The 24,650-nt window shown below is 68.9% G+C and carries 23 protein-coding genes; 7 read left to right on the top strand and 16 right to left on the bottom strand.

What is annotated here, in order from left to right:
* Positions 1–107: 107 nt before the first annotated feature.
* The 9 genes from B0E52_RS01940 to B0E52_RS01900 all read right to left on the bottom strand — a co-directional run bounded on the left by B0E52_RS01940 (position 108) and on the right by B0E52_RS01900 (position 6,572).
* The gene (locus tag B0E52_RS01940) at positions 108–953 is read right to left on the bottom strand and encodes a mechanosensitive ion channel domain-containing protein (RefSeq protein ID WP_077481216.1); all 846 of its coding nucleotides are present in this window, start codon (positions 951–953) and stop codon (positions 108–110) included.
* A 227-nt stretch (positions 954–1,180) separates the two neighbouring features.
* On the bottom strand, positions 1,181–2,005 hold the full coding sequence (locus B0E52_RS01935) for a DUF2884 family protein (protein WP_168174112.1): 825 nt from the start codon (positions 2,003–2,005) through the stop codon (positions 1,181–1,183).
* Positions 2,006–2,134: 129 nt separating this feature from the next.
* The gene (locus tag B0E52_RS01930; RefSeq protein ID WP_077481212.1) at positions 2,135–2,461 is read right to left on the bottom strand and encodes a DUF2845 domain-containing protein; all 327 of its coding nucleotides are present in this window, start codon (positions 2,459–2,461) and stop codon (positions 2,135–2,137) included.
* A gap of 135 nt (positions 2,462–2,596) precedes the next feature.
* Positions 2,597–3,040: a PA2169 family four-helix-bundle protein gene (locus B0E52_RS01925; RefSeq protein ID WP_077481234.1), complete on the bottom strand. Its 444-nt coding sequence runs from the start codon at positions 3,038–3,040 to the stop codon at positions 2,597–2,599.
* A gap of 92 nt (positions 3,041–3,132) precedes the next feature.
* Positions 3,133–3,885 (bottom strand): DUF2884 family protein, encoded by a 753-nt coding sequence (locus tag B0E52_RS01920; RefSeq protein WP_077481210.1) that lies wholly within the window; start codon positions 3,883–3,885, stop codon positions 3,133–3,135.
* Positions 3,886–4,013: 128 nt separating this feature from the next.
* Positions 4,014–4,859: an energy transducer TonB gene (locus B0E52_RS01915; RefSeq protein ID WP_077481232.1), complete on the bottom strand. Its 846-nt coding sequence runs from the start codon at positions 4,857–4,859 to the stop codon at positions 4,014–4,016.
* A 69-nt stretch (positions 4,860–4,928) separates the two neighbouring features.
* Complete coding sequence (locus tag B0E52_RS01910) at positions 4,929–5,474, bottom strand: hypothetical protein (protein WP_077481208.1); 546 nt, start codon at positions 5,472–5,474, stop codon at positions 4,929–4,931.
* Positions 5,474–6,016 carry a peroxiredoxin gene (locus B0E52_RS01905; RefSeq protein ID WP_077481206.1) on the bottom strand — a complete coding sequence of 181 codons (543 nt, stop codon included), beginning with the start codon at positions 6,014–6,016 and terminating at the stop codon, positions 5,474–5,476. The genes B0E52_RS01910 and B0E52_RS01905 overlap by 1 nt, the downstream gene beginning before the upstream one ends.
* 97 nt (positions 6,017–6,113) lie before the next feature.
* On the bottom strand, positions 6,114–6,572 hold the full coding sequence (locus B0E52_RS01900; RefSeq protein WP_077481204.1) for a hypothetical protein: 459 nt from the start codon (positions 6,570–6,572) through the stop codon (positions 6,114–6,116).
* Positions 6,573–6,773: 201 nt separating this feature from the next.
* Between B0E52_RS01900 and B0E52_RS01895 the strand changes: the two genes are divergently transcribed.
* Positions 6,774–7,187, top strand: a complete 414-nt coding sequence (locus B0E52_RS01895) for a universal stress protein (RefSeq protein ID WP_077481202.1) — start codon at positions 6,774–6,776, stop codon at positions 7,185–7,187.
* A 6-nt stretch (positions 7,188–7,193) separates the two neighbouring features.
* Here B0E52_RS01895 and B0E52_RS01890 read toward each other — a convergent pair whose 3' ends face one another.
* The 3 genes from B0E52_RS01890 to B0E52_RS01880 all read right to left on the bottom strand — a co-directional run bounded on the left by B0E52_RS01890 (position 7,194) and on the right by B0E52_RS01880 (position 9,487).
* A complete protein-coding gene (locus B0E52_RS01890) occupies positions 7,194–7,646 on the bottom strand; it encodes a DUF6491 family protein (protein ID WP_077481230.1) in 453 nt (150 codons plus the stop codon).
* Positions 7,647–7,799: 153 nt separating this feature from the next.
* A complete protein-coding gene (locus B0E52_RS01885; RefSeq protein ID WP_174575529.1) occupies positions 7,800–8,537 on the bottom strand; it encodes a hypothetical protein in 738 nt (245 codons plus the stop codon).
* 74 nt (positions 8,538–8,611) lie between these two features.
* On the bottom strand, positions 8,612–9,487 hold the full coding sequence (locus tag B0E52_RS01880; protein WP_077481200.1) for a LytTR family DNA-binding domain-containing protein: 876 nt from the start codon (positions 9,485–9,487) through the stop codon (positions 8,612–8,614).
* A gap of 156 nt (positions 9,488–9,643) precedes the next feature.
* Here B0E52_RS01880 and B0E52_RS01875 point away from each other — a divergent pair, with 156 nt between their 5' ends.
* The 6 genes from B0E52_RS01875 (at position 9,644) to B0E52_RS01850 (ending at position 16,583) form a co-directional block, all read left to right on the top strand.
* Positions 9,644–11,449 carry an FAD-binding oxidoreductase gene (locus B0E52_RS01875; protein WP_077481226.1) on the top strand — a complete coding sequence of 602 codons (1,806 nt, stop codon included), beginning with the start codon at positions 9,644–9,646 and terminating at the stop codon, positions 11,447–11,449.
* 101 nt (positions 11,450–11,550) lie between these two features.
* A complete protein-coding gene (locus B0E52_RS01870) occupies positions 11,551–12,807 on the top strand; it encodes an MFS transporter (protein ID WP_077481198.1) in 1,257 nt (418 codons plus the stop codon).
* Positions 12,808–12,840: 33 nt separating this feature from the next.
* Positions 12,841–13,758 (top strand): arginine deiminase-related protein, encoded by a 918-nt coding sequence (locus tag B0E52_RS01865; RefSeq protein WP_077481196.1) that lies wholly within the window; start codon positions 12,841–12,843, stop codon positions 13,756–13,758.
* An 84-nt stretch (positions 13,759–13,842) separates the two neighbouring features.
* Positions 13,843–14,514 (top strand): glutathione S-transferase, encoded by a 672-nt coding sequence (locus B0E52_RS01860; RefSeq protein ID WP_077481194.1) that lies wholly within the window; start codon positions 13,843–13,845, stop codon positions 14,512–14,514.
* A gap of 75 nt (positions 14,515–14,589) precedes the next feature.
* A complete protein-coding gene (locus B0E52_RS01855) occupies positions 14,590–14,907 on the top strand; it encodes a hypothetical protein (protein WP_077481192.1) in 318 nt (105 codons plus the stop codon).
* A 68-nt stretch (positions 14,908–14,975) separates the two neighbouring features.
* A complete protein-coding gene (locus B0E52_RS01850; RefSeq protein ID WP_077481190.1) occupies positions 14,976–16,583 on the top strand; it encodes an MFS transporter in 1,608 nt (535 codons plus the stop codon).
* Between the two features lie 155 nt (positions 16,584–16,738).
* Here B0E52_RS01850 and aceE read toward each other — a convergent pair whose 3' ends face one another.
* The 4 genes from aceE to rsgA all read right to left on the bottom strand — a co-directional run bounded on the left by aceE (position 16,739) and on the right by rsgA (position 24,627).
* The gene (aceE, locus tag B0E52_RS01845; RefSeq protein ID WP_077481188.1) at positions 16,739–19,435 is read right to left on the bottom strand and encodes a pyruvate dehydrogenase (acetyl-transferring), homodimeric type; all 2,697 of its coding nucleotides are present in this window, start codon (positions 19,433–19,435) and stop codon (positions 16,739–16,741) included.
* 409 nt (positions 19,436–19,844) lie between these two features.
* Positions 19,845–22,124, bottom strand: coding sequence for an NADP-dependent malic enzyme (locus tag B0E52_RS01840; RefSeq protein ID WP_077481186.1), 2,280 nt, complete (start codon positions 22,122–22,124; stop codon positions 19,845–19,847).
* 69 nt (positions 22,125–22,193) lie between these two features.
* Positions 22,194–23,462 (bottom strand): flavohemoglobin expression-modulating QEGLA motif protein, encoded by a 1,269-nt coding sequence (locus tag B0E52_RS01835; protein ID WP_077481184.1) that lies wholly within the window; start codon positions 23,460–23,462, stop codon positions 22,194–22,196.
* A gap of 109 nt (positions 23,463–23,571) precedes the next feature.
* On the bottom strand, positions 23,572–24,627 hold the full coding sequence (gene rsgA / locus B0E52_RS01830) for a ribosome small subunit-dependent GTPase A (protein WP_077481182.1): 1,056 nt from the start codon (positions 24,625–24,627) through the stop codon (positions 23,572–23,574).
* Between the last annotated feature and the right edge of the window lie 23 nt (positions 24,628–24,650).

The following is a 24,650-nucleotide window of genomic DNA, read 5'->3' as shown; positions in this document are numbered from 1 at the left end:
CGGGTGGGGTGCTCCTGCTACTGCGCGCCGGCAGCGTACCCGGGGCTCCTATGGCGCGGCAGGCGCTCGAAGCCGCTTCGTTGCTCGCGCAAGCGCACCCGGCACCATCATGCTCCCGCGCCATCTTTCGATGGCGCCTGCACCACGCTCACCTCGTGCGCAGTCGCCGGCAAACTCAACTCGCTGGCGTCGATGCGCTGTTTCACCGCGCGCAGCAGCGCGGTCTGCGTGGCCCACACGTCGGGACTTTTCACCCAGCCGCGCAGCACCAGGGTCACGGTCTGCCCGGCGATGCCGTCCACCCACACGCCGGGCGCGGGCTCGGCCAGCACCAGCGGCTCGTCCGCCAGCACCTGCTGCAGCGTGGCCATCGCCTGCGTGAGGTCGTCGCGCCAGCCTATGCCGATCTTCAGGTCGACCCGGCGCGTGCCGCGGCGGTTGAAGTTGAGGATGGCGTCGCTGCCCACCTTGGCATTGGGCACCGCCGCTTCGCGGCCGTCGGGCAGCAGCACCTGGGTGTACATCAGGTCGATGCTCTGCACGGTGCCGTCGATGCCGCCGGCGGTGACGTAGTCGCCCACCCGGAACGGCCGGAACATGATCAGCAGCACGCCCCAGGCGAGGTTGGACAGCGAGCCCTGCAGCGCCAGGCCGATCGCCAGGCCGGCGGTGCCCAGCGCAGCCACCATCGGCGCCGGTGACACGCCCAGCGCAGCGAGCGCCATCGCCACCAGCACTGCGATCAGCACGCCGTAGATCAGGTTGCGCAGGAAACCGCCCAGGGTGTCGTCCACCTTCGCCCGACGCAGCGCTCGTTGGCTGAAATTCGCCAACCGCGCGGCCAGCCACGCGCCGATCAGCAGGATCAGCAGCGCGCCAAGCAGGCGTGGACCGACGCTGGCCACGATGGCGGAGAGATCCACGGAGGCAAGGCGGGTCGACAATTCGTGCATGGCGGTCGCTCGGAAAGACTGGCAACGAGCCTAGCAGCAGGATCGTGTCCGCCGCGTCCCCGTCCCTGCAGCCAGCAGGCAAGAAATCGCCAGGAGCGACAATGACATCGCGCAGCGATGGCCCGAATGGCGACCACCAAGGATGGTGGTCACAAAAAAAAGCCGCGGGCGGCATCACGCCGGGCGCGGCATGTCACCGTGCGGGGAGCGCACGGTTCCTGGGGGTATCAGCGCGTGGCGACTGCGTCGTCGTCCGCGCCGCTCTGGCTGTCCCTGCCCTTGCGATCCCGATTGTCCGTCAGCAGTTGCAGCGGCTGGCCATCGGTGAGACGGAAATGGAACTGTCGCTGCAGTTCGTCCAGCTCCGCCAGACGCGGGCAGATCGCCTTGGCGCGCGCCTCCAGCTGGCCCGCGCGCGCCTGCATCTCCTTTTCCATCGACGCGTCGATCGAATCGGCGCGGGCCTCGAGTTCGTCGGCGCCGCCGGTGAACAGCGACCACATCACGCTGCGCGTGAGCGCGCTGGCCAACTGGTTGCTGGCCTTGTCGACCGGCTGCTCGATCGCGTCGGCGAAGTCCTGCTGGCCCCAGTGGTCGGCATCGATGTTGGTGTCCATGCCGCGCAGCGCCTGCACCCGCGACTGGTTGAGCTCGCGCACCAGCGCATCGCGGTGATGCTGGCTGCCGCCCAGCGTGGCGGCCACCGTGGTCAGCGCATCGAACGCGATGCCCACCGCCTCGTGCGCGATGCCCGCCATCTCGGGCAACAGGCTGCGCATGCCCGCCTCGTAGCGGCGCAGCCGCGCCGCATCCTCCGCCGACACCGCGACCGGCCGGCCGTCGATACGCAGCGCACCATCGTGCATGAAGACCGCTGCAGGCTGCGTGTCACTGCGGCTGAAGTCGATGCCGGCCGGCGTCACCCGCACGTCGTAGTTGCTGTCGTAGCCGCACTGGTCGCCGCGCACGTGGACCCCGTCCGCCTGCACTGGCAGGCCGAGGGCAACGCCGAGAGCGAGGACAAGCGTGGCGACTGTGCGGTGTCCGGACATGCAAACTCCCGTGGCCTGATGCCGGCTGCGAGCGCCGGCATGCCCGGAAGCTTCAGTTACGCAGTCCCCAGCGGCATGCGCCATGCGTCATGCCCTGCCATCAGTCACGGTGTGCGCGGCGGGAAACCGTCAGCGGCTGCGCTCGTCGATGTCGCTGACGCGGCCGTCGACCAGGGTGACCACGATCACCTTGCCGTTGCGCCGGTATTGCCACTGCTCGCCGCGCGTCGCGCTGGCGGAGATGCCGCGCACGCGTTTGCCGTGGCGGCCGCCGCTGCGGGAGGCACCTTGATGCGACTTGTGCGTAGGCTTGCCGAGCAGCGCGCTCACCGTGGCTGCGCTGTCGCCCACCACCAGCACGCGGTTGCCCACGCGCAAGCTGTCGGAGGCGGCGGCGCCGGTGGCGCAGGCGAACAAGACACAGGCCAGCAGACCGGCCAGTCGGTGACGATGCATGGCACGCTCCCCGTGTGACGGACAGGAGCATGCAAGCTAGTGCGGACGCCGCGACGACGGCGACGGCAAGATGCCGGGGATCGGGTGGGCGTGCCGCCCGCGTGCGTGTCGGTGCGTGCCGTCAGGCGCGTGCCGTCAGGAATGCGCGGGGCCGGCCAGGCTGTGCATGTCCAGATGGATGCCGCGCAGGCGCGGCAGCTGCCGGCGCAGCACTTTGGCCGAGTCCTCGGGCAGGCCGGCGATCGCCCGTTCGAAGGCCCGCAGCAGGCCCGACTCGTCCTGCGCCAGGGCGTGGATCCAGGCGCTGTCACGCCGCGCGGCGGTGCGCGCCACGCCGTCCACCATCCGGCAACGCAGCGCAGCGCGCCAGCTGCCGTGCATGCGCGGCTCGCCGCCGGCCAGCGCCACCTCGTGCTGCAACTCGACGACCATGGCGGCGAGCGCCTGGGCATCCTCGTCCAGCACCGCGCGCAGGCCCGGCTCGCTCACCGCGAGAGAGGCATGGCGGTACAGGCGGCACAGGTCGATGCCACGGCGGATCAGCTGGTTGCAGGTGGTTCGGATGACGCTCGTAGCCACGGTCGCCCCCGGTCGGGCGGTGAGGATGATGGCGTCATCCTCGCCCACGGCTACTTAGCCGGAGATTAATCCGCGTCACGAAGGTGTCGCGTTCACTGGCCGATCTGCAGCAGGTCCAATGGCCGGCCCTTGCCGTCGCGCACACCTTGCTGCAGCGTGGCCAGCTGACGGATCGCCGGGCACAACGCCTCGATCTGCGGCCGCAGTGCCTGCATCCGCTGGCGCATGCGCGGTTCCAGTTGCGTGGCCAGGTTCGTGGCGCGGTCGCGCAGGCTGGCGGCGGTCTGCAGGTCGCCGCTCATGGCGGCAGTGAGCGCCTGCTGGCCGAGATCGCCGGCGATCAGCGGCAACAGATCGCTCTCGATCTGGTTGACGTATTGATCCATTGCGCCGCCCTGCCAGTCGTGCGTGCTGTCGCTGGCCGCGATGCGCTGCTTGAGGCTGGCCGCATCGGCCGCCAGCCGCTGGTCCAGTTGCACCCGCGTATCCGCGCCGAGGCCCATGCCCGCGGCCTCCTCGCGCAGGCCCTGCACCGCGATGTCCACGCCGTGCTGCGCCACCGTGCGCACGCGCGGCGCCAGCGCGCGCAGGTCGCGCTCGAACAGGCTCAGACGGTCCTGCTCTTCGGCATTCAGCGGCACCGCCGCGCCATCGGTGCGCAGCGTGCCATGGCTCAGCTCCACCCGCGTCGGCGCGGGCGCAGGGCGATCGAACAGCACGCTGCCCGGCCGCAGCGTCACGTCGTAGCTGCTGGTGGCATGGCAGGTGGCGGCGAGGTCCTGCGCCTGCAGCGGCAACACGACGAGCAGCGACAGCAGGAACAGCGGCATACGGCAGGGGCGCATCGGGACGATTCCGGGAATGGGATGGCGCAGCGATACCTGCACTTGGGGCAACCGATGCTGAACACGCAGGGCCAATACGCAAACGCCCCGCGAACGGGGCGTTGTCCTCCTAGCCGCACGTAAAGAGTTCAAGTGCCGCCGAGCGATGTGAGCAGGTGCAATGCCTGGTCAGCCAACAGGGCTCCCCCCTCGGGAATCGCGTCCGGGCTTCCTGCCAACTTGTGCTTCCCTGCCCACTCGGGCTCATGTACCGGACCCGGTACGTAGGCCTGCCATTGGCCATACTCCGTTGGCTGTGCGCCATTCATCTGGAAGGTCACCGGAATCCTCGCAATCCAATAGGGGTTATTCACCTCCGGCCCTGCAGTGGGCAAATTGAAGGTGTCCTGCTTGAGTGCAGACAAAGCTGCAGCCCTCAGCGCTTGCCTCCAAAGCTCCAGCTCGCTGTCGCTTGCGATAACACGCAGATCCACCTGTTCGGCCTCGGCGTCGGCCACCTTGCCATCGCGTCCGACCTTCAACAATACGTACACCGTGCCCGACACCCTGTTATGGGCTGCAACCATTGGGTAACCGGGCCGCTTCTGGCTCTTGTATGAGATCGTTTGTGTCGTAGCGCCACCCTGATCACCAAACCAGGCTCCTGCAACACCAAGATTGTATTTGTCGCCGTCTAAGGGACTGGCGACCACGCGCAGGTTCATCGCCGCCTTGGCCGTCACCGGCTTGCCATCCAACTCGACAGGCTTGAACCTCCATGCGGGTATGGACTTGGTCAACAGCTCCTTTACCGCATCCGGCAATTTTTCCGGTTGATCGAGCGCGTACTGTTTCACGCTGCCATCCGGAGCCACCTCGATCGTGCCATTGACCCGCATGCTCGCCTGTACCCGCTTGCGCACTGCCGCCGGTCCGGCGGCCAACGCCACACCTGACAGCACCAGACACAACAGACCTGACAACCAGCGTTTCATCCCCTTCCTCCTGTTGAAACGGTCGACAAGCTCGAAAACGCGCTCCCTGTGATCATGCCATGCCACCGCTTAGCGCCGATGGCGGAACTGCATGCGCACCGCGGGCGTGCCCAGTCGCCAGGCCAGCCACAGCAGCACGGGGATCGCGATCGCCTTGAGCCCCAGCGTGATGCGGTAGACGCGGCGGGCGTGCATCACGGCGCTGCGCAAGGTGGCGTCGTTGCCGAGCTGGGCCAGCGCGTCGGCGCTGGCGCGGTGGAACTGCGGCCATTGCGCCAGCATCATGCCGCCGCTGGCCAGCGCCCACAGCACCAGCACGCCGCAGGCCATGCGCAGCGGCGCGCGCGCCCAGGCCTGGCGCAGGATGCAGCCGGCGCACAGCACGATCAGCGCGAACGCGGCCAGCAGATAGCCGATATCCCAGGCCAGCATGCGCTGCAGCGCGGCGCCGTCGTCCGGCGACAAGCCGGCACGATGTGCCCACAGGAGCTGCGCGTGGCCGAGGTATTGCACGCTGCCGAACGCGGCCAGCAACAGCATCAGCCAGACCAGCACGCGCCAAGCCGCGAAACCGCGCGTGGGGGAGCCGGCTTCGGCCCGGGCCATCACCGCCATCAGGGCGCCGCCTTCTTCATGGCAGCGAGATCGGTCAGCACCTGGCTGGAGTTCGCCTTGGGATCGACATCGGCATAGACCTTGGCGATCCTGCCTTCAGGGTCGATCAGGAAGGTGGTGCGCTTGGCGTAATGCATGCCCACCATGGAGCTCAGCACGCCGTATTCGGCGGCCGCCTTGCGATCCGCGTCGGCGAGCAGCGGGAACGGCACGTAGTACTTGGCGGCGAATTCGGCGTGCGACTTCGTGTCGTCCAGGCTCACGCCCACCACCGAGGCGCCGGCCTGGCGCAGCTTGGCGACATCGTCGCGGAAAGTGCAGACCTCGGTGGTGCAGCCGGGGGTGAAGTCCTTGGGATAGAAGTACAGCACCAGCCAGTGGCCGTGATAGTCGGCGGGGCTGCGCCAGTGGCCGTTCTGGTCCTGCAGGCGGAAGGCAGGCGCGCTGGCGCCGACCTGGGGCAACGCATCGACGGCAACGACGGGAGTGGCCAGCAGGCCGCACAGCAGGGTCAGCACGAACAGCAGCGGCAGGCGACGCATCGCGGTTCTCCGGGAGGGGGCAGCGCCGCCCAGTGTACGCTGCCGCGCAAACGAAGGGCGCCTTGCGGCGCCCTTCGAACCCTCCTGCCGTGCCTCTTCAGCGACGGCTGATGGTGAACTTGCCCACCGACACGCCGAGGTTGATGCCTTCGCCGTGGCCAGCCAGCGCCAGCGAGGTGGTGCCCTTGGTCAGCACCTGGGCGGTGCCGCTCTTCACCACGCCGGCTTCGGCGCCGGCCTGCGCATAGTTGCCGAACACGTCGTCGATGCTGCGCACGTGGGTGATCTCGCCGGTGCCATGGTCGATGCGGTATTTGCCGGCAGTGAGGCCGCCGCCCACCACGGTGATCTTCACGTTGGCACGCTGGCCGTTGTTGCAGGTCACCATACCGTTGCCCTCGGCGTGTTTGTAGAGGATCGACCAGCCGGCCAGACTGAAGGTCAGATCGCATTTCACGTCAGCGTCGGCGGCGTGGACGGGGGCGGCCGGCACGGCTGCCAAGGCACCCGCACCGAGCAGCAGGGCGGCGGTCAGGACGAGAGTGTGCTTGCTCATCGGCTTCTCCTTACAGTGGCGCAACTGGCGCGGGATCCGTTGCCATCCGGTGGCCCGGTGGAACGTGCGGTCCAGCTTCGACAGCCCTCCGTGACGTGCGCGTGAGCTGTGCGCGCGTCCGTTCATCTTGATGTTCCGCTAACGCGCGCCAGTCCAGACTTCTTCACCAAACGATGATGTTTCCACCCTCAAGGAGCGGGCATGCCCAAGTATTCACTGGTCGGTTACGACGGCTCGGACGCCGCGCGCCGCGCGTTCGCGTTCGCGATGGAACTGGCCCACGCCTGCGGCGGCCGGGTGCGCGTGGTGTCGGTGCTGCAGGTGGCCGAAGGCGGCGACACCTGCGCGCTGATGATGACCGACTCCGGCACCCAGCGCATGCAGGAACTGGAGGACGAACTGGCCGCGATCGCGCCGGATGCCGCCAGTCTGGTCGATGTCGAACTCACCCACGGCAGCCCCGGCGACGTGCTGCTCGGCCAAGTCGGCCAGCACGGCATCGACCACATCGTGATCGGCCACACCGAGCGCGGCGCGCTGGCGCGCTGGCTGCTCGGTTCGGTCTCCACCAACGTGCTGGCCCGCGCCCACGTGCCGGTGACAGTGGTGCGCTGACGCCGCCTACTTCTGCGCTGCGTCGGCGGACGGCTGGCGCGGCTCGGATTCGATCTTGCGCTGCGCCTGCTGCTCCAGCTTCAGCTTCGCCACGTCGACCGGGCGGATCTTCGAGATGAAGCACGGCGGAAAGCCGCGACCGGTGAGCACCTTGTCGAAGTTCACCGACACCTCGCCGGTGAACGAGGTGAGCCCGATCGCATTGGCGAATTCCAGGTTCGGGCAAGGCCCCACGTCCAGCAGCCACGCGCGATTCGGCTGGGCGTAGACGGCCAGTTGGCTGTCGCCCAGCGGCTCCCACGAGTACAGGTCGAAATAGTGGAAGCTGCGCACCGGCGCGCCGGCCGCGGCCGCGTAGGCGGCCTGGCGCTGGGCCATCCGCTGCGCATACGGCACGCTGGAACACGCGCTCAGCATCGCCGCCAGTGCGACGGCCATCCACGAAGCTTTGCGAGACATGGTTGCTTCCTCCATTCGTCGATACGCAGTGGAACGCGCGAACGGCCGGCGGGTGCACCAGGAAGCAGGATGTGAGTGGAGAGGAGTGAGAAGTGAGTGAAGAGCTGGAGCGCATCGCTGGATCTGCTTTCTCTCACCCCTCGCTCCTCTCCCCTATCTCTTGCCCTTCTTCGGCAGCGCCTGCCACTGGTCCGGCACGAAGCCGCCGACCTCGTAGACAAGTTCCACCTTCTTCTCGCCATCCTGCAGGGTGACCGGCAGGCTGATCTTCTTCGCCTTCTCCAGCGCCGTGATGAAACCCTTGTCGTCGCGGATCATCAGCGCCGGTTCGCCGGTGGACGGCGCGTAGGCCTTGATCGCACGCGTCTTGTCGTCGAACTTCGCCGCGATCGTGCACTCGCCCTTGCAGACGAAGCCGCCGCGGCCGTCGTTGAACAGGAACGCGCTCTGGCCCCAGCTGGTATGCCGACGCAGCACCAGCCGCACGTGCACGCCGATCGGCCGGCTGTTGTAGGTCGCTGCGGTGGATTGGGTGCCGCCGGCCATCGGCGCCACCTGGTACTGCCACAACGCGGCGAGGCGCGCCTTCTCGCTGTTCTCCTTCCAGCGCTGCTCGACCTCGGGCAGCGTCTGCTGCACCTCCTTCGCCGCGGCGCTGCCGGGGAAGCGCTGCACGATGTCCTGACCCAGCGTCGCCGCCATCTGGTCGTTGTGGATGCGCAGCAGCTGGCGATAGGTGTCGAGGTTGCGCGCCGCTTCGGCGGCCTTGGCCTGCGCCTGCTGTTGCGCGGCGTCCGGCGCGGGCGCGCCGCCCTGCGAGCAGCCGGCGAGGATCAGCGCGCCGGCAAGGGCGGCAAGAACGAGGTGGCGGGGCGACGGCACGTGCATCATCGGCAGAGCATCCGGTACGGAATCAGGGAGCTAGCTTGGAACGAGCGCGCGCCACTACGCAAGCGCGGCCCGGTTCATTCGACCGCCGCCGGCTGGCCGTAGCGCTCACGCAGGGCGGCGCGATAACGCCGGCTGCACGGGATCTTCGCACCGTCGCGCAGGTGCAGGCGCGCGTCGCCGGTGTCCAGCGGCTCGATCTCGGCGAGATAGTCGAGATTGACGAAGTAGCCGCGATGCACGCGCAGGAAACGCGCCGGGTCCAGCCGCGTCTCGATCGCCGCCATCGTGCTGCGCAGCGGATAGTCGCGCCCGCGCACGCGCAGGTTCACGTAGTTGCCCGCGGCCTGCAGCCACTCGATCTCGCGCGCCGCGACCAGGAACTCCTTGCCCAGCTTGCGCACGAGGAAACGCTCGGGCCGCTCCACCGGCTCCACCGGCGGGCCGTCGTCGGGCGCGGCCAGCAGCTTCGCCTCGCCCCGCTGGCGCAGCAGCCACAGGCGCGACAAGCAAATCATCGCGACGATGACGAAATAGCTGCGGATGTCTTTCAGGTACTCGTAGCCAAAGTTCGGCCACCACGCTCCGAAACGGTAGTGCTGATCAACCATCCCGTAAGCCAGCTTGCGCAAGCCGACCATGCCGGCCACGTGCACCAGACTGAACGCCACGCTGGCCAGCAGATGCCACGGCAGGCTGCGGCGCCACGTATCGAAGCGGAATGGCCAGCGCCGCTCCACCGCCTTCACGAAGGGGATCAGCAGCAGGATCAGCAGCGCGCTGCTCGATTCCCACACCCACGGCTCCCAAGCCGCCGTGCGGGCGTTGTCGATCCGCGCAACGAGGCCGTTGAACACCGCATTGAGGGTGTACAGCGCCACCCAGAAGGCGACCTCGACCGAGGGGCGCCAGCGCTGGAAATCCCGGTATCCGCCATCCGCCTGCTCGTTCATGCCGACGATTCTACGGGTTCACGGCGTCGCGCTGCCCCTGCGCCTCGTCCCGGGTCGGCAGCGATTCGTCCCTGCAAGCCGCGATCCGTCACCGCGCGCTGGGCGTGGTGTTGCCAAGGGGTCATGCTGGCCGCCGACCTGCCACGGAGTGCCGCCATGAAACGACGCGACCTGCTGAAAGCCGCCATCACCCTGCCGCTGCTGCCCCTGCTGATGCGCAGTGGCACGGCACTCGCGCATGGCGCTGGCGCGCTCGCCACGACCCTGCGCTCGCGGCTGCGCCCCGGCCAGCCGGGCTGGCCCGCGGCGGCGGAATGGGAGCAACTGAAACAACGCGTCGGTGGCAGGCTGCTGAAGCTGGAACCGCCGTTCGCCCAGGGCGCCGCCTCGCCGGCATTGAAGCAACTCGCCAACCCGTTCGCGGTGGGCGACAACCCCGCGTTGACCCAGACCAGCGGCTGGGCCGACGCGTGGACCTCGCGGCCCAGCGCTTATGCGGTGGCGGCGGAAAACACCGCCGACGTGGTCGCAGCCGTCGACTTCGCCCGCAAGCACCACCTGCGCCTGGTGGTGAAGGGCGGCGGCCACAGCTACCAGGGCACCTCGGACGCACCGGATTCGCTGCTGGTGTGGACGCGCCACATGAACCAGGTGAGCCTGCACGACACCTTCGTGCCACAAGGCTGCGCCGGTCACGTCGCGCCGCAGCCGGCCGTGACCGTGCAGGCCGGCGCGATGTGGATCGACGCCTACGATGCAGTCACCACCAAGGGCGGCCGCTACGTGCAGGGCGGCGGCTGCACCACCGTGGGCGTGGCGGGGCTGGTGCAGAGCGGCGGCTTCGGCAGCTTCTCGAAGAACTGGGGCACGGCGGCATCCAACCTGCTGGAAGCGGAAGTCGTCACCGCCGACGGCCAGGTGCGCATCGCCAACGCCCGCACGAATCCCGAGCTGTTCTGGGGCCTCAAGGGCGGCGGCGGCGGCAGCCTGGGCGTGGTCACGCGGCTGACTCTGCGCACGTTCGATCTGCCCGAGTTCTTCGGCGCGGTCAACCTCACCATCAAGGCCAACTCGGACGCGGCTTATCGCGCCCTGATCACCGAGGCGGTGAGCTTCTATCAGCGCGCGCTGTTCAATCCGCACTGGGGCGAGCAGCTGAAATTCTACGGTGGCGACACCTTCGAAGTTTCCACGATGTTCCAGGGCCTCACCAAGCAGCAGGCGGAACAGACCTGGGCACCCTTCCTGGCCTGGGTGCATGCCCGCAGGGATTGCCGCGTCACCAAACCATTCGAGGCGCTGGCAGCACCGGCCCGGCATCTCTGGGACGCCGAATTCCTGCGCAAGTACCTCCCGAACGCCATCGTGCCGGACGACCGGCCGGGTGCGCCCCGCCACCACTTCGTGTGGGCCGGCGACCGCGACCAGGCGGGCTGGTTCATCCAGGGCTACCAGTCGGCCTGGCTGCCGGCTTCGCTGCTGCAACCGGGACGGCAGACGCCGTTGGTGGATGCTTTGTTCGAGGCCGCGCGGCACTTCGGCGTCTCGCTGCATCTCAACAAGGGCCTGGCGGGTGCGCCGGCCGACGCGATCGCCCGCGCCCGCGATACTGCCACCCACCCGCAGGTGCTGGAGGCCTTCGCCCTTGCCATCAGCGCCAATGGCGGCGATCCCGCTTTTCCCGGCATGCCGGGCGCGAAGCCCGACCTGGCCATGGCGCGGCACATGGCGTCGTCCATCGACAAGACGATGGATGCGCTGCGCGCCGTGGCGCCGGATGCCGGCTGCTACGTCTCGGAGAGCGACTACTTCCTGCGCGACTGGCAGCAAGGATTCTGGGGCGGCAACTATCCGCGCCTCGCCGCGGCGAAGCGCAGGTACGATCCCGACGGCCTGTTCTTCGTGCACCACGGCGTGGGCAGCGAAGGCTGGAGCGCGGACGGCTTCACGCGTACGGGCTGAGCGCGTCGCGTCGTCGCCTCGCGGCCGCCCGCAGCATGGCGGCCGCCGCTTGCGCATCCGGCGGGCCGGTTAAACTGGCGGTTTCCCGCCGTGCACGATCCATGTCCCCACAGCCCGATTCGCCGCTGCGCCACCGCGCCTTCGTGCAGTTCTGGTGCGCGCGCATCGCCTCCGGCTTCGGCTTCCAGATGCTGTCGGTGGCTGTGGGCTGGCAGATCTACGCGATCACCGGGCGGGCGTTCGATCTGGGCCTGATCGGCCTGGTGCAGTTCATCCCATCGGTGTTGCTGGCGTTGCCGGCCGGGCACGTGGCAGACCAGTACGAGCGGCGCCGCGTGGTGCTGCTCGGCCAGATCGTGGAATGGACGGCCATCGTGCTGCTGGCCGTGTTGACCTTGACTCATCGCATCCACGAGGCCGGCATCCTGTTGCTGGTGTTCGCGATCGGCGTGGCCAAGGCGTTCGAGTCGCCCTCGATGCAGTCGCTGCTGCCGGCGCTGGTGCCGCCGGCGATCCTGCCGCGCGCGGTGGCGGTGAGCGGTTCGGCGTTCCAGATGGCGATGATCCTCGGCCCCGCGGTCGGCGGCCTGCTCTACGTGGCCGGCCCGGGCGTGGTGTACCTCGGCGCCGCCGCGCTGTACCTCGTCGCCGCCACAATGATGGCGCTGCTGCGTTACGAGCAGGCGCCGCCGAAGCGCGAGCCGGCCACACTGAAGTCGCTGTTCGCGGGCGTGCATTTCATCCGCGAACGCAAGGACGTGCTGGGCGTGATCTCGCTGGACCTGTTCGCGGTGCTGCTGGGCGGAGTCACCTCGCTGCTGCCGATCTTCGCGCGCGACATCCTGCACACCGGGCCGTGGGGCCTGGGCCTGCTGCGCGCGGCTCCGGCGGTGGGTGCGCTGCTGATGTCGCTGTGGCTGGCACGGCACGACCTGCAACGTCGCGTGGGCATGACCATGTTCGCTTCCGTCGCGGGCTTCGGCGTGGCGACCCTGGTGTTCGCCGTTTCCGCGAATCTGTGGCTGTCGCTGGCCGCGCTGTTCGCGCTGGGCGCATTCGATATGGTGAGCATGGTGATCCGCGGCTCGCTGGTGCAGCTGGACACGCCCGACGCGATGCGCGGCCGGGTCAACGCGGTGAACTCCATCTTCATCAACACCTCCAACCAGCTCGGCGAGTTCGAGTCGGGCATGCTGGCGGCGTGGCTGGGCGCGGTGGGTTCCGCAGTGGTCGGCGGCCTCGGTACGCTGGCGGTGGTGGGTGCGTGGATGGCGATGTTCCCCAGCCTGCGCCGGCGCCAGCGGCTGCACATGGAAGCCACGCCGGATGCCGCGGAAGCGGCAGCCGATACACTTTGAGACCCGCCTCGCGCCATTCCACCGAACTTGCCCATGATCGTCGCGACACCGACCGCCTTCCTCGATGCCTTCGCCACACTCGCGCCCCTGCTCGGCGCGCCCGCCACCGCGCGCGGCGCGTTCCTCGTGGCGCCGGCGGATTTCTCGCTGGCGGCGGAATCGGCGCGCGACAACCGCTACATGGCGATGGAGCAATCCGTCGACCCGCTGCGGGCGCTGGCCCAGCACCAGGTGCTGGCACAGGCGCTGCGCGCGGACGTGCCCGTGATCGTGTTTCCCGGCGACGCGGCCACCCCCGATGCGGTGTTCCCGAACAACGTGTTCGGCACCGCGCCTGACACGCTGGTGGTGGGCCGCATGCGCCATGCCGTGCGCCAGCGCGAGGCGGAACGCCCCGACATCCGCAACTTCTTCGGCGAGCTGCTGGGCTACGACGAGATCGACCTGTCCGGCTGCGACAACCTGGTCGCCGAACTCACCGGTTCGCTGGTGATCGACCGCGCCCGCGGCATCGGCTACTGCGGCTTGAGCGAACGTTGCGACCTCGCCGGTGCCGAGGCGATGCACCAGGCGTTCGGCCTGCGCTTGACTTACGCCTTCGAACTGGCGCCAAGCGAGTACCACACCAACGTGGTGTTCGCCCTGCTCGCCGGCCGCGCCGCGATCCTCGCCGCCGACGGCTTCGCCGATCCGGCGGTGCCGCAGGCGATCGCGCAGGCTTACGGCAACCGTGCTCTGTGGCTCTCGCCCGCGCAAAAGCAGGCCTACGCCGCCAATGCGATCACGCTCAGCGACGAGCGCGTGTGGATGAGCGCCATGGCCGCCGCCTCGCTCGACGACGAACAGCGCGCGGCGCTGGCCGGTTGGGGCTTCCGCCTCGGCGCGGTGGACCTGTCCGAGATCGAGAAGGCCGGCGGCAGCCTGCGCTGTTGCGTGGGTGAGATCTACTGAGTCCTGTCTTGCGTATACGGGCTGAAGGTGGCGCAGGCCGCTGCCCGACTGCCGTCATCCGATCCCGCTTCGCGGAGCAAGCCCTTGATCACCGTCCACCATCTCAACAACTCGCGCTCGCAGCGCATCCTGTGGCTGCTGGAAGAACTGGATCTGCCCTACGAGCTGCGCCGCTACCAACGCGACCCGCGCACGATGCTGGCGCCGCCCGAGTTGCGCGCGGTGCATCCGCTGGGCAAGTCGCCGGTGATCGAGGACGACGGGTTGGTGCTGGCCGAGTCCGGCGCGATCCTCGGCTACCTCGCCGACCGCTACGGCAGCGGCAGCCTGATCCCCGCCCACGGCATGCCGCAACGCCTGCGCTGCGACTACTGGCTGCATTACGCGGAAGGCTCGCTGATGCCGCCGCTGCTGCTGAAGCTGGTGTTCCACCGCGTCGAAGCCGCGCCAGCGCCGTTCTTCGTCAAGCCGGTGGCGCGCGGCATCGCCGGCAAGGTGCAGCGCGGCTTCGTCGATCCGCAGATTGCGCTGCATCTGGACTACCTTGAAGCCGAACTTGGCAAGAGTACGTGGTTCGGCGGCGATGCGTTCGGCGTCGCCGACATCGCGCTGAGCTTTCCGCTGGAGGCCGCCGCCGCGCGCGCCGGCCTCGACGCCGGCCGACCGCGGCTGTGGGCGTTCCTGCAGCGCATTCATGCGCGTCCAGCGTACCAGCGCGCGCTGGAGCGTGGCGGCGAATACGCGCTCGCCGGCTGAACGCCGCGGCGCGCCATTTACACGCAGCTCACGCCGGCGCTGGCAGCGTGGTGCCGGTTCCTGCAGGAGTCCGTCATGAGTACCCGTCGCGACATCGAAGAAAGCCTGGACGATCTCGGCGACCGCGCGCGCCGCTACGCCGGCGACGCCGGCGATACCGCGCGCGGCTGGATCGCCCGCGGGCGCAACGCGGCGGCGCGTTTCGATGGCGACGGCTACCGGCGCCGGCTGGCCCGTGCGGCCGAAGACCTCGTCGACGAGACGAACTACCGCTACCGGCGGCTCCGGCGCCAGGTGAACCGCCACCCGGTCGCCACCGTCGCGATCGTGGCCGGCACCATCGGTGCGTTCCTGCTGCTGCGCCGGGTCCTTCGCGACAACGACGAGGACTGAACAAGCGCGCGACCTCGCGCAGCGACGCCACTGCTAAGCTGGCGATCGTCATTCTCCCGACGGTCGCCATGTCCCCGGAACTGCGTTTCCATCATCCGCTCGCGTTCTGGCTGGGTTGCGTCGCGGTGGCGATCGGCGTGCTGCTGCACCTGCCGATGTACCTGATGGCAGCGCCGATGCATTACCAGCTTGCCGGCATGCCGATGGATGCCGGCATGCTCGTGGGCATGGTGCTGATCCCCGGCGGCGTGATGCTGGCCGGCTACGGCCTGATGCCGCGGTTGGCGCAAATGCGGCGCAGCCGCCAAGGCAACGACAGCCAGCCGCATCTGCACATCGCGGATCGCGCGCCGCTGAATCGCGCGCACTGGATCCTCGCGGCGGCGCTGTCGGTGGCGCTGGCGATCGACGTGATGAAGCCGGCCTCGCTGGCCTTCGTGATGCCGGGCATGACCGCGGAATACGGCATCTGCATGACCACCGCGGGCTGGCTGGCGCTGTCGGCGCTCACCGGCACCGCGCTCGGCTCGGTGGTGTGGGGACGGCTGGCCGACCGGTTCGGCCGCCGCGCCTCGATCCTGCTGTCGGCGCTGCTGTTCATGGGCACCGCGATCTGCGGCACGATGCCGGTATTCGACTGGAACCTGGCGATGTGTTTCCTGATGGGCGCGGCCGCGGGCGGCATGCTGCCGATCGCGTTCACCCTGATGGCCGAGACTGTGCCCGCCGCCCACCGCGGCTGGCTGCTGGTGGCGCTGGGCGGGCTGGGCACTTCGGCCGGCTATCTCGCCGCCTCGGGCGCGGCCACCGCGCTGGAGCCGTCCTTCAGCTGGCGCGCGTTGTGGCTGCTGAACCTGCCGACCGGTGCGCTGATCGTGTTCATCAACCGCTACATCCCGGAGTCGCCGCGCTTCCTCGCCGACGCCGGGCTGCATGCGCAGGCACGCGCGGTGCTGGCGCGCTTCGCCGGCTCGCCTGCGGCGTTGCGCGAGGATCCCACAGGCGAGGACAGCGACCCGCCGATCATGGAAAGCGCGCACCCGGCGGCCGACCTGCGCCAGTTGCTGCGCGGCCGGCATGCACGGATCACGCTGGGGCTGGGCACCTGCGGACTGGCCTGGGGACTGGTGAATTTCGGCTTCCTGCTGTGGCTGCCGGCCAACCTGGCCAAGCTCGGCCTGGACGCGCACGCCGCCAGCGCGCTGCTGGCACGCTCGGCGCTGCTGGCAGTGCCGGGCACGGCCGCGGTGGTGTGGCTGTATCAGCGCTGGAGCAGCTTCCGCACGCTGGTGCTGTTCATCGCACTGACCGCGTTGTCGCTGGCCGCGTTCTGCGCGCTTGCCTTCAGCGGCGCACGGGCCGAGGCCCCGATGATCGCCACCACCGCGGCGCTGCTGGTGAGCAGCGGCGGCGTGATCGCCACGATGATCCCGTATGCGGCGGAGATCTACCCGGTGCACCTGCGCGGCAGCGGCTCGGGTCTGATCGCCGCCAGCTCGAAGTTCGGCGGCATCCTGGGCGCGGCGCTGGGCGTGCTGGGCCTGTTCGCGCACTTCGCGCTGTCGGCGCTGCTGATCGCCTTGCCGATGGCCGCCGCCGGCTGGCTGCTGGCGCGCCACGGGATCGAGACCCGCGGCCACGCGCTGGAGGCGATCCAGCGTCGGCTGTCGGAGTGATCCCTTGCGATCATCGATGATCGCTGGAATCAAACGGACGGCCATTCGCGGGCACGCGCCCCAAACAAGAAAACCCGCCACGCGGCGGGTTTTCTTGTCATATCGCCAGCGGCTCATACCGTGGCGATGCCTTGCTTTTGGCTCGCCGTCCCGGCTCACACCGTGATCGGGTTGGGTTTCTCCGGGTCGAGCTTGTATTCCTTGATCGCGCGGGCCACGTCCTTGGCGTTGACCTTGCCGTCCTTCGCCAGCGCGGCCAACGCGGCGTGGGCGATCCAGTGGCGGTCCACCTCGAAGAACTCGCGCAGGTGCGCGCGGGTGTCCGAGCGGCCGTAGCCGTCGGTGCCGAGCACGGTGTAGCGCATGCCGTCGGGCAGGAAGGCGCGGATCTGGTCGGCGTACTCGCGCACGTAGTCGGTGGCGGCGATCGCCGGGCCGCCGCGGCCTTCCAGCAGGCCGGTGACGTAGGGCACGCGCTGCTTGTCCTCGGGATGCAGGCGGTTCCAGCGCTCGGCGTCGAAGCCGTCGCGGCGCAGCTCGATGAAGCTGGGGCAGGACCAGATGTCGGACTTCACGCCGAAGTCCTTGTCCAGCAGTTCGGCCGCCGCGATCACTTCGCGCAGGATGGTGCCCGAACCGAGCAGCTGCACGCGCGGCTCGCCCTTCTTCGGCTTGCCGCCGTCCTTGAACAGGTACATGCCCTTGATGATGCCCTCGGCGCTGCCCTCGGGCATGTCCGGATGAGCGTAGTTCTCGTTCATCACGGTGACGTAGTAATAGTGGTCCTCCTGCTCCTGCATCATGCTGCGCACGCCGTCCTGCAGGATCACCGCCACCTCGTAGGAGAACGTGGGGTCGTAGGCCTTCACGTTCGGGATCGTGCCGGCCATCAGGTGCGAGTGGCCGTCCTCGTGCTGCAGGCCCTCGCCGTTCAGCGTGGTGCGGCCGGCGGTGCCGCCGACCAGGAAGCCGCGCGCGCGCATGTCGCCGGAGGCCCAGCACAGGTCGCCGATGCGCTGGAAGCCGAACATCGAGTAGTAGATGAAGAACGGCAACATCGCCTGGTTGCTGATGCTGTAGCTGGTGGCCGCGGCCATCCACGAAGCCATGCCGCCGGCTTCGCTGATGCCCTGCTGCAGCACCTGGCCCTTCTGGTCCTCGCGGTAGTACAGCAGCTGGTCGGAATCCTGCGGGCGGTACTTCTGGCCGAACGGCGCGTAGATGCCGATCTGGCGGAACATGCCCTCCATGCCGAAGGTGCGCGCCTCGTCGGCCACGATCGGCACCACGCGTTCGCCGAGCTGCTTGTCGCGCAGCAAGAGGTTCATGCCGCGCACCAGCGCCATCGTGGTGCTGATCTCGCGCTCGCCGGTGCCCTTGGTGATTTGCTCGAACGCCGCGAGCTCCGGCGCCTTCAGCTTGGCGTCGGCCTTGCGGCGGCGCTGCGGCAGGAAGCCGCCCAGCGCGCGGCGCCGCTCCATCATGTACTCCACTTCCGGCGAGTTCTTGCCGGGGTGGTAGTATGGCACCTCGTGCAGCTTGTCGTCGGCGATCGGGATCTGGAAACGGTCGCGGAAATGCCGCACCGCCTCGTCGTCCAGCTTCTTCTGCTGGTGCGTGGGGTTCTGCGATTCGCCGGTACCGATGCCCATGCCGTAGCCCTTCACCGTCTTGGCGAGGATCACCGTGGGCATGCCCTTGGTCTGCGTCGCCGCGTGGTAGGCCGCGTAGACCTTGTGCGGATCGTGGCCGCCGCGATTGAGGCGCCAGATGTCGTCGTCGCTGAGGTTGGCGACCATCTCGCGCGTCTGCGGGTACTTGCCGAAGAAGTGCTCGCGCGTGTACGCGCCGCCGAAGGCCTTGCAAGCCTGGTACTCGCCATCGACGGTTTCCATCATCAGCTTGCGCAGCACGCCGTCCTTGTCGCGCGCGAGGAGCGGATCCCAGTAGGAACCCCAGATCACCTTGATCGCGTTCCAGCCGGCGCCACGGAACACGCCCTCCAGCTCCTGGATGATCTTGCCGTTGCCGCGCACCGGGCCGTCCAGGCGCTGCAGGTTGCAGTTGATCACGAACACCAGGTTGTCCAGGCCTTCGCGGCCGGCCAGCGCGATCGCGCCCAGCGACTCCGGCTCGTCCGTTTCGCCGTCGCCCAGGAAGCACCACACCTTGCGGTCGGTCTTCGGCACCAGTCCGCGGTTCTCCAGATACTTGAAGAACTGCGCCTGGTAGATCGCCTGGATCGGGCCCAGGCCCATCGACACCGTGGGCACCTGCCAGTAGTCCGGCATCAGCCACGGGTGCGGGTAGGAGGTCAGCGAACGGCCGTGGCCGATCACGTCGGAGCGGAAGAGGTCGAGCTGGTCCTCGGCAAAGCGGCCTTCGAGGAAGGAGCGCGCGTAGATGCCGGGGCTGGAATGGCCCTGATGGAACACCAGGTCGCCCGGATGGTCGGCGCTGGGCGCGCGCCAGAAGTGGTTGAAGCCCACGTCGTACAGCGTGGCCGACGAGGCGAAACTCGCGATATGCCCGCCCAGCTCGCCCGGCTTGCGGTTCGCGCGCACCACCATCGCCATCGCGTTCCAGCGGATCAGCGAGCGGATGCGCCATTCCATCGCCGCGTCGCCCGGGCTCTTCGCCTCGTTCGCCGGCGCGATGGTGTTGACATAGGCGGTGGTGGGATCGAACGGCAGGTAGCCGCCGGCACGGCGCGTCGAATCGACCATCTGCTCCAGCAGGTAGTGCGCGCGCTCGGTGCCGTCATGGCTGATGACCGCGCTGAGCGAGTCGATCCATTCGCGGGTTTCGGTGGGATCGAGATCCTGGTTGAGGACGTCGTCGAGCTGATCCATGGGAAGATTCTCCGCAGCGCCATGCGGCGCAGATGCCTGTAGGGGAAGCCGTCGCCGGGGAAGCGGCAGGCCGACGTCCAAGTCTAGCCTTCGCGGCACATCGCTGCCAGTTGGACGTCCGTCGATGGACGCCATGCGGGGGCGCATGGGAGCGCGACTTTCCCCCTCTCCCCTTTGGGGAGAGGGCCGGGGTTAGGGGGCAAGCTGGCGGCGTGGAGGCTACGAAGCGCGCTTCGATCACGCACCTTCGCGAGCACCCGCCCCTCACCTCAATCCTCTCCCCAATGGGGAGAGGAGGCGAACGCGGTGAGCGGGTTCGCTTGCCAAACATCTCACGGCGCAGCAGCGTCCGGCTCCGGCGCCCGCCTCATCCTTTGCGCGCAGCTAGCAGGCTGTCTTCGACAGCCTGCTAGCTGCGCGCGGCGCGAATCTGCGCATCCACCGCGGCGACCGCGGTCATGTTGACCACGCGGCGCACGCTGGAGGCGGTGGTGAGGATGTGGGCCGGTTTGTCCACGCCCATCAGGATCGGGCCGATCGCCACGCCGTCGGTCATCACCCGCACCATGTTGTAGACGATGTTGGCGGCGTCGAGGTTGGGCAGCACGAACAGGTTGGCGCGGCCGTTGAGCGTGGTGCCGGGGAACATTCGCTTGCGCAGCACCTCGTCCCACGCAGTGTCGGCCTGCATCTCGCCATCCATGTCCAGTTTCGGCGCGCGTGCCTTGAGGATCTCTCGCACCTTGCGCATCTTCGCCGCACTGGGGTTGTCGTGGCTGCCGAAGTTGGAGTGCGAGAGCAGTGCCACCTTGGGCTCGACGCCGAACAGCTTCAGGCGATAGGAAGCCTGCAGGGTGGCCTCGGCGATCTGCTCGGCGCCGGGATCGACCTGCACGTGAGTGTCGAGGAAGAACCACGCGCCCTTGTCGTTGATCACGCCGGTCATCGCCGAGGTGCACTGCACGCCCGGGTCCAGCCCGAACACGCTGCGCAGGTAACCCAGCTTCTTGTGGTAGCGGCCGACCAGGCCGCAGATCATCGCGTCGGCCTCGCCGCGCTCCACCATCATCGCGGCGATCAGGGTGGGCCGCGAGCGCATCAGGTTCTTCGCCGCGTCCGGGGTGACGCCACGACGCTCGGTCATCGCGTGGTACTGCTGCCAGTACTCGTTGAAGCGCGGGTCGTCGTTGATGTTGGTGAGCTCGAAATCCACGCCGGGGCGCAGGCGCAAGCCGAGCCGCTCGATGCGCATCTCGATCACGTCGGGGCGGCCGATCAGGATCGGCTTGGCCAGCTTGTAGTCGACCACGCTCTGCACCGCGCGCAGCACGGTTTCCTCTTCGCCCTCGGCGTAAACCACGCGCTTCGGATCCGCCTTGGCGCGGTCGTACACCGGCTTCATGATCAGGCCGGTGCGGTAGATGAACTGGCCGAGCTTTTCCTTGTAGACGTCCATGTCGGCGATCGGCCGCGTGGCCACGCCAGAATCCATCGCCGCCTGCGCCACCGCCGGCGCCAGCATCACCAGCAGGCGGCGGTCGAACGGGCGCGGGATCAGGTAGTCGGGGCCGAAGGTCGGCACGTCGCCGCCGTAGGCGCTGCCCAGGTCCGAGGCCTCCATCCGCGCCAGCTCGGCGATCGCGCGCACGCAGGCGGTCTTCATCGCCTCGTTGATGCCGGTGGCACCCACGTCCAGCGCGCCGCGGAAGATGTACGGGAAGCACACCGCGTTGTTGACCTGGTTCGGGTAGTCCGAACGGCCGGTGGCGATGATGCAGTCCGGGCGCACCCGCTTGGCGTCCTCCGGCAGGATCTCCGGGTTCGGGTTGGCCAGCGCCAGGATCACCGGCTTGTCGGCCATCGTGGCCACCATCTCCGGCTTGAGGATGCCGCCGGCGGAGAGCCCCAGGAACACGTCGGCGCCGGCCACGATCTCGGCCAGCGTGCGCTTGTCGGTGTCGCGCGCGTAGCGCGCCTTGTCCGGGTCCATGTGGTCGCGGCCGGTGTAGATCACGCCCTCGCGGTCGAACGCGAGGATGTGTTCGGGCTTCACGCCCAGCGCCACCAGCATGTCGAGGCAGGCGATGCCGGCCGCACCGGCGCCGGTGGTGGCGACCTTCACGTCCCCGATCTGCTTGCCGACCACTTCGAGCGCGTTGAGCACCGCGGCGCCCACGATGATCGCGGTGCCGTGCTGGTCGTCGTGGAATACCGGGATCTTCATCCGCTCGCGCAGCTTGCGCTCGACGATGAAGCATTCCGGCGCCTTGATGTCTTCGAGGTTGATGCCGCCGAAGGTGGGCTCCATCGCGGCGATGATGTCGACCAGCTTGTCCGGGTCGCGCTCGGCCAGTTCGATGTCGAACACGTCGATGCCGGCGAACTTCTGGAACAACACGCCCTTGCCTTCCATGACTGGTTTACCAGCGAGCGGGCCGATGTCGCCCAGGCCCAGCACCGCGGTGCCGTTGGTGATCACCGCCACCAGGTTGCCGCGCGCGGTCATCTCGCTGGCCGCGTTCGGGTCCTCGACGATCGCCTCGCAGGCGTAGGCCACGCCGGGCGAATAGGCCAGCGACAGGTCGCGCTGGGTCAGCAGCGGAGTGGTCGGGCTGACCTTGATCTTGCCCGGGCGCGGATGACGGTGGTACTCGAGCGCGGCGCGGCGCAGGTCTTCGGAGTGGGCCATGGACGGGGCTTTTCGTGGGATTCGGGGGGCCGCAAGGCGGCTCGCGCCATGGTAGCACTGCGCTGTCGGCTACACGCCCAGCGACAATTCGTCGGCGTGGACCTTGCCCATGCGGATGCCGTTGACGAACACCGAGAACGCCAGCTTGCCGGCCAGGCCATGCACGTGCTGCATCCACGGCGGCAGCCAGCGCGGCGGCGCGATCGCGCCGGATGCGAAATGCGGCTGCAGCGCCACCACGTCGTGCAGCGTGAGCTTGCCGGCGAACAGATGGCGCAGCATCTCCAGTCGCCGCTCCTTCAGCGCCCAGCGGAAGAAGGTGTGCACCGTGAGCAGGCCGCTGAGGTAGACGTTGTCCTTGGCGAACGCCGCGCCGCCGCCGAGCGGCACGCCGCGGAACACGCGCTGGGCGGAATGGAAGCTGTCCGCCGCGCTCTGCCCGTGCGCCACGAAGAACCGGTAGACCTCGACGAAATCGGCGCCGGACAGCGCCATGTCGATCGCCAGGATGCGCAGGCTGATGCGCTTCAGCCGCGCGATGTCGATCGCCCCCGACATCAGCTCGGCAAACACCGCCAGCCCTTCCTGGGTGGCGGTGACGCGCGGCGAGGTGCGCCCCAGCGAGGCCAACAGCGGCTGCGCGCGGCCGTTCAAGGCGGTGAGCGTGTGCACCAGCGCCTCGTGCGCCAGCAACTGGTGGCGATCGTAGTCCGTGAAACTGGCGCCGCCACGCAGGCGGATGCGGGTGGCGCCCGCGGCAGCCTTGGCGGTGAGCTCGGGGTCGACCTCCACCTTCACCGTGTCCGCGCCGAAGAAATCGTCCAGGGTCTTCGCCAGCTCGTCGCGCAGCGTCTCGGCGCTGATCCCCTCGCGGGCGTCGTCGGCGAGCAAGTCGGCGCCCAATTCGTCCGACAGCTCCACGAAGTAGCGCGCCGCATCGAGGTTGCTGCGCTGGCTACCGGGAAGCGCGTCGCCGGGCCGGCCGTACAGCGCGATCGACGGCGCGCTGACCCCGTCGCTGCCCACCGCCTCCAGCATCTCCGCCGCGATGCGCCAGGACTCGGCGGTACGCGCGAGGTAATCGCCCAGCGGATCGCCGCCCAGCGTCGCCGCCTCGCGCTCGATCGCCACCAGCTCGGCGCGTGCGGCAGCGAGGTTGGGCCGCTCGTACTGAACCTCGGGCAGGGCGAAGCGCCCGACCGCGTAGTCCGCGATCATGCGGTTCTCCAGCGAAGCCGGCCACGCCACCGTGGGCAGGATGTGGATGCCCTTCGCCGCAGTGAGCAAGCGCTGGTCGAGCGCGGCAGCGTGTTGCAGGGCGGCGGCGATGTTGTTCATGCCGACATCCCTTCGGCGTCGACGATCACACTCTCGTCAGAACGAAACGTCCAACCGTCATTCCGGCGCGGGCCGGAATGACGAGCAGCGAGGCCGAATCGCAAGCGCATCACTCCCGCTCCCGCCGGCCGCGCGGCGCGTGCGGCCGCTCGATCGGCCGGCCGCCACGCTGGCGGCGCAGCTTCGCCTCCAGCGTGCTGGCCTGCTCCTCGCGCTCGTCGCGCAGCTTGAGATAATTGCGCCAGCGCTCCGGCGACAGTTCGCCGCTGTCGAGCGCGGCCTGCACCGCGCAGCCCGGTTCGCTGCCGTGGCCGCAGTCGGCGAAGCGGCAGGCCGCGGCCAGTTCCTCGATGTCGGCGAACAGGTCGAGGTTCTCCTCGCCGGTGAGCTTCAGCTCGCGCATGCCGGGGGTGTCGATCAGGCAGCCGCCGGTGGGCAGCTGCAACAGCGCGCGGTGCGTGGTGGTGTGGCGGCCGCGGCTGTCGTGGTGGCGCACCGCACTGGTGGCCATCTTGTCGATGCCGAGCAAGGTGTTGGTGAGCGTGGACTTGCCGGCGCCGGAGGAGCCCACCAGCACCGCGCTGTCGCCGGGCTGCAGGTAGGGCGCGAGCTGCGCCGCGCTGGCGGCATCCTTGCCGTTGATCGCATGGACGGCGGTGCCGGGCGCCAGCCGCGCGCGCAGTTCGTCGATGCGCGCAGTGGCGTCCTCGTGCAGGTCGGGTTTGCTCAGCAGCACCACGGGCCGTGCGCCGGAATCCTCGATCAGCGAGAGGTAGCGCTCGATGCGCGCCGGGTTGTAGTCGCCGTCCAGCCCGGTGAGCACCAGCACGTAGTCGATATTGGTGGCGATCAGCTGGCGCGCGTAGCGTTCGCCCGCGGCGGCGCGCGACAGCACGCTGCGCCGCGGCAGCACGGCGACGATGTGCGGCGGCTGGCCCGGCTCGATCTCCACGAAATCGCCTACCGCCGGCCGTTCGGCCGGATCGAGGCTGCGCTTCAGGAAATGTCCGGCCGGCTGTGCGCCGAAACTGCGTTCGCCGTCGTGCAGCTCGTAGCCGGTGCGGTGCTGCGCCACCACCCGCGCCAGCTGGCGGCCGGTCGCCGGCAAGGCGTTGCCGCGCCAGCCGATGCGCCGCAGTCGCTCTGTCGTTTCAGCGTCACTCATGAGTCAGGGATTTCCGCCGGTAA

The organism is Rhodanobacter sp. C06 (genome assembly GCF_002001105.1).
GTDB lineage: Bacteria > Pseudomonadota > Gammaproteobacteria > Xanthomonadales > Rhodanobacteraceae > Rhodanobacter_A.
The sequence above is the reverse complement of the archived record's forward strand: the minus strand, read 5'-3'. Positions and strand labels throughout refer to the sequence as shown.